A 7,284-nucleotide genomic window follows, 5' to 3' on the forward strand; every position below is an offset into this window, starting at 1 on the left:
CTGTAGATCGCCTGGTCCCTGTGCTTGCCGCGTTTGGCATGATGGGGATGCGCACGACGAACGGCTACGCAAAGCTGAAGAACGGCAGCCTGAAAGCCGTCCGCAATGGCCGGCGCACATTCATCCGCGCCTCCGAGATCGAGCGCTATATCAACGCGCTCGAAGCCGCCTCCGAGAAGGAGGCCGCGTAAACATCATGGCTACCAAAAAATCGAACCCGGTCGCTGGGGTCAGCGCCGGGCTCGGGAATGCGCTTTCCGTGGCAGGAAGCATTCCTGAGTATAGCATCCCGAACGTCATCGTCCAGCGGCTACAGCGTCAGTTCGCCATCAGCGAATTACACGCGGCCACCGTCGCGCATCTTGCCGGGCTCGGCCCGATGGAGGCGCGTCATGGCCGGTGAAATCCTCAAGTCCATCACCGTCGTCATCGAGGGCGACACGACGCCGCGCACGTTCAAGGGCCGCGACGCCTGGGCTCTCGGCAACCTCATCGCCGCCGGCGAAAGGGGTTGCACGCCGATCGACCATCCCGGTCCGCGCTGGTCGCACTACGTCTTCAAGCTGCGCGGCGGCGGGCTCGGCATCGAGACCATCGACGAGCGTCATGCCGGTCCATATGCGGGCAGCCACGCTCGCTACGTCCTCCGGACGCTTGTCACCGTGGTCGAACGGAGGGCGGCATGAACCAGTCCCTCCCCGAACTGCGGTCGAAGATCATCGCCGGCATTCTCCAGCACGTCGCGGAGACACCCAGTGCAGTGTCCTACAGTGCGGTCTTTGATCGCGCACTGGCAGCGACCAGCCTGACGGAGAAGGAGGTCTCTCAAGACATCCTCCATGCCACATCGCACCTGATCCTGTCGGGTTTGCTGCGGTCCAACCGCTTCGACATGGACATGGGGGAAATCACCTTCGCCCATGACACCAACGTCGTGGCCGGGCAGCGCTTGCTCGGCTTCGTCTGGGACGAGACGCTTCCGTGCGGTGAGGAAGACGAAGGAGATAAGGCATGAGCGATATCGTGCGTCCCCTCTCCGTCGCCTCCGTTGGCCTTGCCAATCTCCGCTACTTCCGCCCGCCGCTCCCCGGCGAGCGGATGGTCTGGCACTCAGTCCAAGATCTGCACGCTTGCATGGCGCTGCCGCGCGGTCTGCGGCGCGACTTCAAGTCGAAGCTCCGAAAGGAGTGGGCGCGGGACACTCGCGCCGTCATGACCGATGCCGGCCCTACCACCCTCGCGCCGCCCTGGATGGCGCAGGGGCTCATCGCTTCAATGATCGAGAGCGGGTTCGCCAAGGTTCGACTGGAACACGCTTATGTCGCCGGCATGGTTGCGGCGACGAAAGTCTATCATGACGAGATGGGCCTGACCGAACTGGAGGGCGTTAACAACTCGCTGCGGGCGTTCCGGAACGAGAATGGCATCCCTGGTCCGCATCCCGTCATCGTTCCGTTGGGAGGCGCATCATGAGCGCCGTTCCCTACATCAATCACGACGGGGCCTGTCAGCCCCGCGCCTTCCTGATGACGGCGATGTCGATGGCATCGCTTCATCTCGATCACGCCACCGACCACCTCGCGACGAACGACGACATCGCCCTGCAGCGCTCGCTCGAAAAGTTCGGCGCGTGCGTGAAGGCGATGCTCGACACGGTGCCCGAAGTCTTCGCCGTCAAGAACGGGGGTGCGCCATGAGCGCGCCCCTCACTCCCGCCGATTGCGACCTGCGCGACTTCGCTTTCATGCCGCTCGATATCGTGCGGATCTTTGGCAGCGAGTTCCACGCCACCGCCAACGATGCGGAGTGGCGCGCAGGCGTCACCCTGTGGCTGAAAAGCTTTCATCAAGTGCCAGCGGGATCGCTCCCCGATGACGATGTCGTCCTCGCCCGCCTCGCCGAGATGGGCCGGGATGTTCGTGGCTGGCGCAAGGTCCGCTCGGTGGCCATGCGCGGCTGGCGGCGCTGCGATGACGGCCGACTTTATCACCCCGTCGTGGCGGAGAAAGTGAATGAAGCCTGGGACCGAAAGATGCTCGCCAGAGAGCGCGGCAAAAAGGGCAACGAGGCCCGCTGGGGTCGCATTCGTGGACGACTTGAACAGGAAAAATCAAAAACTACTCAAGATGACAAACCGCATCGTGATTTCGATGGTGCTGTCATCCCGGATGAAAAGCCCAACGAAATCAATCAAAACGCCGTCCTCACTCGATCCTTGAACGATCCCCGGTCGATCCCTGAAGGATCGCAAGGGACAGGGACAGTATATTCCGTAGCTAAAGCTACGGCTGCAGGCAGCCCGGAAATGCCTCCGGCGGAACCCGCTATGCCCGACTGGCGGACAGAGCTTTTCCGGCTTGGGCCGCCCATCGTCCGGAGCCTGACCGGCAGGCCGGAAGACAAGTCGCGCTCGCTGATCGGCAAGTGGCTCAAGGTCGGGCGAGACGATTGCCGGCGCGTTCTCCGCACGATCGAGGATGCTCGGGATACCAACCCGGCCGATCCGGTCGCCTGGATCGAGGCAGCGTTGCAGGGGCGGCAGTCGAAGCCAGCGGATTCGATGGCCTTCATCATGGCGCGGGGAGGTTGACCGATGGAGTTTCTGGAAACCCTTCGCCGTGAAGGCATCCGGCTTCGCAGCTGGCAGCCCGGCAATCACAAGACGACGTGCCCGCGCTGCTCAGCGAGCCGGAAGAAGAAAACCGACCCATGCTTGTCCGTCACCATTTTCGCCGACCGCGCCCGCTGGCAGTGCCATCACTGCGGCTGGACCGGTGGCGCCGGTGGAGATGCCCAACCTCATCATCGCCAGGAGCGTCGCATGTTCAATCGCCCCGCCCGCGTCGAGAATCCGCAGCGGCCCGACAAGCTGCTGGCGTGGTTCGCCTCGCGCGGCATCAGCGCCGCCACCGTCGAGCGGATGGGCATCTATCGCTCGCGCCAATGGTTCCCGCAGATCGAGGCCGAGGCCGACTGCATCGCCTTCCCGTACGAGTGGGCGGGCATGCTGCGCAACGTGAAGTATCGCGACGCGGCCAAGAACTTCCGCCAGGAGAAGCAGCCCGAGCCGGTGCTGTACAACGCCGACGCGATCGAGCCGGGCAAGGATCTGATCTTCGTCGAAGGCGAGATGGACGTACTCGCGATGATCGAGGCGGACTTGTTCAACGTCGTCAGCCTGCCGAACGGAGCGCCGGACAAGCCGGAACAGTCGGACAAGCGCTATGAGCCGCTGGCGACGCATGCCGCCGAACTGGAGGCAGCCGGCCGCATCCTGATCGCAACCGACATGGACGGCCCCGGCGAATTGCTGGCGCAGGAGCTGGCGCGCCGTCTCGGCAAGGACCGTTGCTGGCGGGTTCGCTTCCCGGCTGCCGGTGACGTGCAGACCAAGGACGCCAACGAATGCCTGATGGACCACGGCAGGGAGGTTCTCCGCGAATGCATCGCCAACGCCGAGCCATGGCCGATCGATGGGCTGTTTGGCGTCGGCGACTTTTCAGAGCGCGTCTGGGAAATCTATCGCGGTGAAGGTCCGCAGCCCCTGACGACCGGCATGGGACCTGACATGGATATGGCCTTCAAGGTTCTGCCTGGCCAGTTCGTCGTGGTCACCGGAATTCCCAACCACGGCAAGAGCCGCTGGCTCGATCAGGTCGCGGTTTCCATGGCCCAGATCCATGGCTGGCGTTGGGCCGTGTTCTCGCCGGAGACCGGCACCGAGAACCACATCGCCGACCTCTGTGAAATCAGGGCCGGGTTGCCGTTTCACCCCGGACCCAACCCTCAGCTGGATTCAGAAGGCCTCGCCGTGACTCTTGGGTGGGCACAGGAGTCGTTTCGCTTCATCGACGCAGGTGAGCATACCCCCAGCATCGATTGGGTGCTGGAGCGCGCCGCAGCGGCCGTCCTGCGATATGGCATCCGGGGGCTGATCATCGACCCGTACAACGAGCTGGAGGCCGGCCGACCGCCGCAGATGTCAGAGACGGAATTCGTCTCGCAGCTCATCAGCAAGTGCAAGCGCTTCGCCCGCGCTCACGATGTCACCGTGTTCATGGTCGCGCACCCGACCAAGATTGCGAACCCCGGCGGCGGCAAGGAGCCCATGCCCAGCCTCTACGATATCGCCGGCTCGGCTCACTGGCGCAACAAGGCCGACGCCGGCCTCGTCGTGTATCGCGATTACGAGGAACGCTGCACGCTCGTCGTCTCGCGCAAGATCAGGCGGCAACCGATCTGCGGAGCGCCCGGCGCGGTGAAGTTCTGGTTCATGGGCGCGACCCGCCGCTTTGAGCCTGCTGGTGGAAGCTACCAGCCGCTCGGCGAGAAAGCTGAGCCGCGACTGAAGTCTGCGGCTTGATGCACCGTCGCACACCTCGTCGTGCAGGCCTTGAGCATGCAGTTGAAACGGCACCAGATAGCCAGAGCGGGCGAGCGAGACGGCGTGCGGCTTTGGAGCCGTCCTGACTAGATGGTCGCCCACATCGCGGCGATAAAACGACATGCGTTCTCGACGTTCTGCCTCCGCGTGGCAAAGGCTCTTGCCGCGTCCTGCGCCTCGCCTGATTGGACATCGAGAGACAGGCATAAGCTTCCTATGGGCGTCCTGTTGGCCGCGTGGTGCTCCGTGATGTGCATCAGCACCAGCGCGGCCGCATAACTCCCCATCTCGCGACGCCGCTGGATTGAGCGTTCCGATGCATCTTCTTCCGGCTTCGTCAGCCGAAAGAGTGCGCCGCCAATCTCATTTTGGCTTCGATGCGCCCTCTGAATCAAAATGTCGCAGTTTACTGAGACGCCGACGCCGGAAATGTTAAGACGTTCCTGATTCGATGGGCCAGGAACGCAATCGAGGCCAGCCAGCCGAGCCCTGACGGCATCGAAATTGTCAAGAACATCGAGGGACCCGCTTGCATCATCTCTCGCAAACGCCGATAGCGCAGCGTCGGTCGCGCGCTGGTGGAATATTTCCCTAGCGCTCCCGATTATGTCCGTTGCCCGGTCAGGCGAGCACGTTGCGTTCCGCATCACGTTCCGCACATCGGAATATCGAACGACGACCGCAGTGCTGACCTCCTTCGCTCGCCGAAGGATTCCGACCCGAGCAGTTTCGGTCGAAACCATAAATTTCGCGAGTTCGTTTGCCGACAGCCTCGGCTCGAGCCGGATACGAGTATGAGGACGCGCCATGGACGAGGATGACCTTTTCGTCGCGCAGAGGATCGATAACTACCGTATGTTGTGCGTTTCATCTCTTGCGCGCAAGACGGTATATGACGCTGCGGCAACTCATTTGGGGGCCGACGCCGGCTATTTCGTTTACGAGGTAGACGACCGACCTGATGTAGGAGGCCTGCACGTGCTCGCTAAGGTGGCTTCGGTTGAAGCGGCATATCGGTTGGTTGAACTTATACTCGACCGAGGCAGAGCCGTCTCAATGGCTTGAACGCTGCCAATAGCCCTTCCATTGCCGGCTTACGGGATGTGCAAGCGTTGCGCTCACCACCATCAAATATTGCTCGCCATCGCTCACCCGGTAGTGAGCATCGCGCTACGATCGAGGCACTTGCTACCGGCTCAAGCGCCTTGAGGAAATTGCGGCAAGCCGTCGTCAATGCTCAACCACGGGACCTTTTGTTCGACCCATATATGCGAGCCGGGCGGCAGTGCATTCGGATTGTCGAGCGTTCCCAGCGCCACAGTGATCCATGGCCCATCCTGCGGCTCGGCGAAGACCGGCGTCCCGCATAAATTGCACGACATGCGATGAAGCCGGCCCGATGAGGCCCAGCGCGTTGTTTCGCCCGACCGCTCGACATCCCGATCGTTGAATAGCGCCCTGGCGTAGAAAGGTCCGCCCGTCGCGGCCCTACACAGCCGGCAATGGCAGATGCGTACATTGATCGGCTCGGCGGTGGCGCGCCATCGCACCTGTCCGCAGAGGCAGCCGCCAGAATATGTCGTCATGGGTCACGCGCCCCCCGAGCTTGGCTGATTTAGCCAGATTTGTGGCAGCGATTGCCAGAGCTTTTCGGCGAAAGCGTGCCTAGAATCCCGGTGATGGGTTATCGCGGGAGTAAATAAATGGGCACGACACTCAGGCATTTTCTGTTCGAGGAAGGAGGCGCGATCAAGCGTATCCCGCGCCGAGTAGTGGAGGGACTGAACTTCGGGCAAGACGCTATCCCCGCTTACGCAGGGACGCGCCAGAAAAGCTTGGAGGTCATCATCGACTACGAGGACGGGAAGCCCCAATCGATCAACCACGCGAACGGCTTTTACTACGAGTTCGACGCAGAAGGGCGCATTGATCGAAGCGTGCGACAGGGGCTCAACGAGATCATGAGCTTTTCGTTTCCTGCGTCTCAGGAAACGGACAACGTCGTCGCTCTGTCGAAAAGGCGATCTAAAAAGGCTTGGCGCGATGTCAACCGCTGGGAACCTTCAGCCCAAGACCTCGACCGCGTCCTCGCTGATATCATCCGCAAGCCAGGCACGAAGGCATTTCCGACAATTGATGGCATCGCGCCTCGGCAGCCTGCGCTGAGCTACGAAGCGAAGGCGGCGATCAGCAAGCTGCAATCAGACCACGGGATGTGGAACTGGTACATTCGTCAGCTTTCCGAACGGGCCCTCGCCGGCTTGATCTGGGAAGCGAGATCAAAGGCGCGAGAAGACCCTGAAGACCAGTTCCTATGGGAAGCGGTCGCTGCCGAGGGTGAACGTCAGCGGGAGCTGAAACGGCTGCGGCGTACCGGCAGGGGCCAGTGGGTCGCTGTCTTCCAGATATTCAGGGATACCGGACCAAGCTCCACGGAAGAATTCTTCGTTGAGCACCGCGAGTGCGCTGGCGAAGCTGCGGCCGTCGAGGCCATGAAGGCGCTGATCACAGAGCATCACGGCATAGTGGGTCCGACGATGTCGATCGAGGCCCGTACGATGCCGGCTTTGGAGTGGGAACTGATGAACGGAAGGCCGCACTAGCTGAAGCGCCGGCATTCTGGAATACGACGAAGGCCTGAGCCGCGACGAGAGCGGCTGGCGCGCGAATAGATCGAGAGGGCACCGCATTGACGAAGGGAGATACTATGACCTAACGTCATGCGCGGTGGATTTTTTGGGTGCGCGCCTTAGAGTCCGTTTGAGAATGCTCACGGATGGACGATCCGCCGCAGCATGAGGCTTCCGAGCGCGATATGGATCATGGCCTCGGAGACATCGAGGCGCTGTTCGTAGTCTCGGACGAGGCGCTTCCAACGGGTCATCCAGCCGAAGGTGCGC

At 62.1% G+C, this 7,284-nt stretch carries 10 protein-coding genes and 2 pseudogenes; 9 read left to right on the top strand and 3 right to left on the bottom strand.

What is annotated here, in order from left to right; genetic code table 11:
* The first annotated feature begins 47 nt into the window (after positions 1–47).
* From AC1DZY_RS04060 to AC1DZY_RS04095, 8 genes are read left to right on the top strand one after another with little or no spacing between them, the layout of a single operon-like run.
* On the top strand, positions 48–191 hold the full coding sequence (locus AC1DZY_RS04060; protein WP_476818761.1) for a hypothetical protein: 144 nt from the start codon (positions 48–50) through the stop codon (positions 189–191).
* A gap of 5 nt (positions 192–196) precedes the next feature.
* A complete protein-coding gene (locus AC1DZY_RS04065; RefSeq protein WP_476818762.1) occupies positions 197–403 on the top strand; it encodes a hypothetical protein in 207 nt (68 codons plus the stop codon).
* Positions 393–686, top strand: coding sequence for a winged helix domain-containing protein (locus AC1DZY_RS04070; protein WP_476818763.1), 294 nt, complete (start codon positions 393–395; stop codon positions 684–686). The genes AC1DZY_RS04065 and AC1DZY_RS04070 overlap by 11 nt, the downstream gene beginning before the upstream one ends.
* A complete protein-coding gene (locus tag AC1DZY_RS04075) occupies positions 683–1,015 on the top strand; it encodes a hypothetical protein (protein ID WP_476818764.1) in 333 nt (110 codons plus the stop codon). The genes AC1DZY_RS04070 and AC1DZY_RS04075 overlap by 4 nt, the downstream gene beginning before the upstream one ends.
* Positions 1,012–1,473, top strand: coding sequence for a hypothetical protein (locus AC1DZY_RS04080; RefSeq protein ID WP_476818765.1), 462 nt, complete (start codon positions 1,012–1,014; stop codon positions 1,471–1,473). Before AC1DZY_RS04075 ends, AC1DZY_RS04080 begins: the two co-directional genes overlap by 4 nt.
* Positions 1,470–1,697 carry a hypothetical protein gene (locus AC1DZY_RS04085; RefSeq protein ID WP_476818766.1) on the top strand — a complete coding sequence of 76 codons (228 nt, stop codon included), beginning with the start codon at positions 1,470–1,472 and terminating at the stop codon, positions 1,695–1,697. The genes AC1DZY_RS04080 and AC1DZY_RS04085 overlap by 4 nt, the downstream gene beginning before the upstream one ends.
* Complete coding sequence (locus tag AC1DZY_RS04090) at positions 1,694–2,590, top strand: hypothetical protein (protein WP_476818767.1); 897 nt, start codon at positions 1,694–1,696, stop codon at positions 2,588–2,590. The genes AC1DZY_RS04085 and AC1DZY_RS04090 overlap by 4 nt, the downstream gene beginning before the upstream one ends.
* A gap of 3 nt (positions 2,591–2,593) precedes the next feature.
* Entirely contained in the window at positions 2,594–4,363 is a 1,770-nt protein-coding gene (locus tag AC1DZY_RS04095) for an AAA family ATPase (protein ID WP_476818768.1), read from the top strand.
* Positions 4,364–5,437: 1,074 nt separating this feature from the next.
* On the opposite strand, the pseudogene AC1DZY_RS04100 reads toward AC1DZY_RS04095, so the two are convergent.
* Positions 5,438–5,554: pseudogene (locus AC1DZY_RS04100) on the bottom strand (IS1595 family transposase); the annotation flags it as partial.
* 26 nt (positions 5,555–5,580) lie between these two features.
* Entirely contained in the window at positions 5,581–5,970 is a 390-nt protein-coding gene (locus tag AC1DZY_RS04105; protein ID WP_476818769.1) for a GFA family protein, read from the bottom strand.
* A gap of 117 nt (positions 5,971–6,087) precedes the next feature.
* On the opposite strand from AC1DZY_RS04105, the gene AC1DZY_RS04110 reads away from it, so the two are divergent.
* Positions 6,088–6,987: a hypothetical protein gene (locus AC1DZY_RS04110; protein WP_476818770.1), complete on the top strand. Its 900-nt coding sequence runs from the start codon at positions 6,088–6,090 to the stop codon at positions 6,985–6,987.
* A gap of 167 nt (positions 6,988–7,154) precedes the next feature.
* Here AC1DZY_RS04110 and AC1DZY_RS04115 read toward each other — a convergent pair.
* Positions 7,155–7,284, bottom strand: a pseudogene (locus tag AC1DZY_RS04115) (IS5/IS1182 family transposase); the annotation flags it as partial.

Source organism: Allobosea sp. P2_A10 (assembly GCF_056405115.1).

Bases quoted from the DNA above. Each gene is read 5' to 3' on its own strand.
- AC1DZY_RS04110 (WP_476818770.1), top strand. From the start codon at position 6,088: ATGGGCACGACACTCAGGCATTTTCTGTTCGAGGAAGGAGGCGCGATC.
- AC1DZY_RS04105 (WP_476818769.1), bottom strand. From the start codon at position 5,970: ATGACGACATATTCTGGCGGCTGCCTCTGCGGACAGGTGCGATGGCGC.
- AC1DZY_RS04085 (WP_476818766.1), top strand. From the start codon at position 1,470: ATGAGCGCCGTTCCCTACATCAATCACGACGGGGCCTGTCAGCCCCGC.
- AC1DZY_RS04095 (WP_476818768.1), top strand. From the start codon at position 2,594: ATGGAGTTTCTGGAAACCCTTCGCCGTGAAGGCATCCGGCTTCGCAGC.
- AC1DZY_RS04075 (WP_476818764.1), top strand. From the start codon at position 683: ATGAACCAGTCCCTCCCCGAACTGCGGTCGAAGATCATCGCCGGCATT.
- AC1DZY_RS04065 (WP_476818762.1), top strand. From the start codon at position 197: ATGGCTACCAAAAAATCGAACCCGGTCGCTGGGGTCAGCGCCGGGCTC.
- AC1DZY_RS04080 (WP_476818765.1), top strand. From the start codon at position 1,012: ATGAGCGATATCGTGCGTCCCCTCTCCGTCGCCTCCGTTGGCCTTGCC.
- AC1DZY_RS04090 (WP_476818767.1), top strand. From the start codon at position 1,694: ATGAGCGCGCCCCTCACTCCCGCCGATTGCGACCTGCGCGACTTCGCT.
- AC1DZY_RS04060 (WP_476818761.1), top strand. From the start codon at position 48: ATGCGCACGACGAACGGCTACGCAAAGCTGAAGAACGGCAGCCTGAAA.
- AC1DZY_RS04070 (WP_476818763.1), top strand. From the start codon at position 393: ATGGCCGGTGAAATCCTCAAGTCCATCACCGTCGTCATCGAGGGCGAC.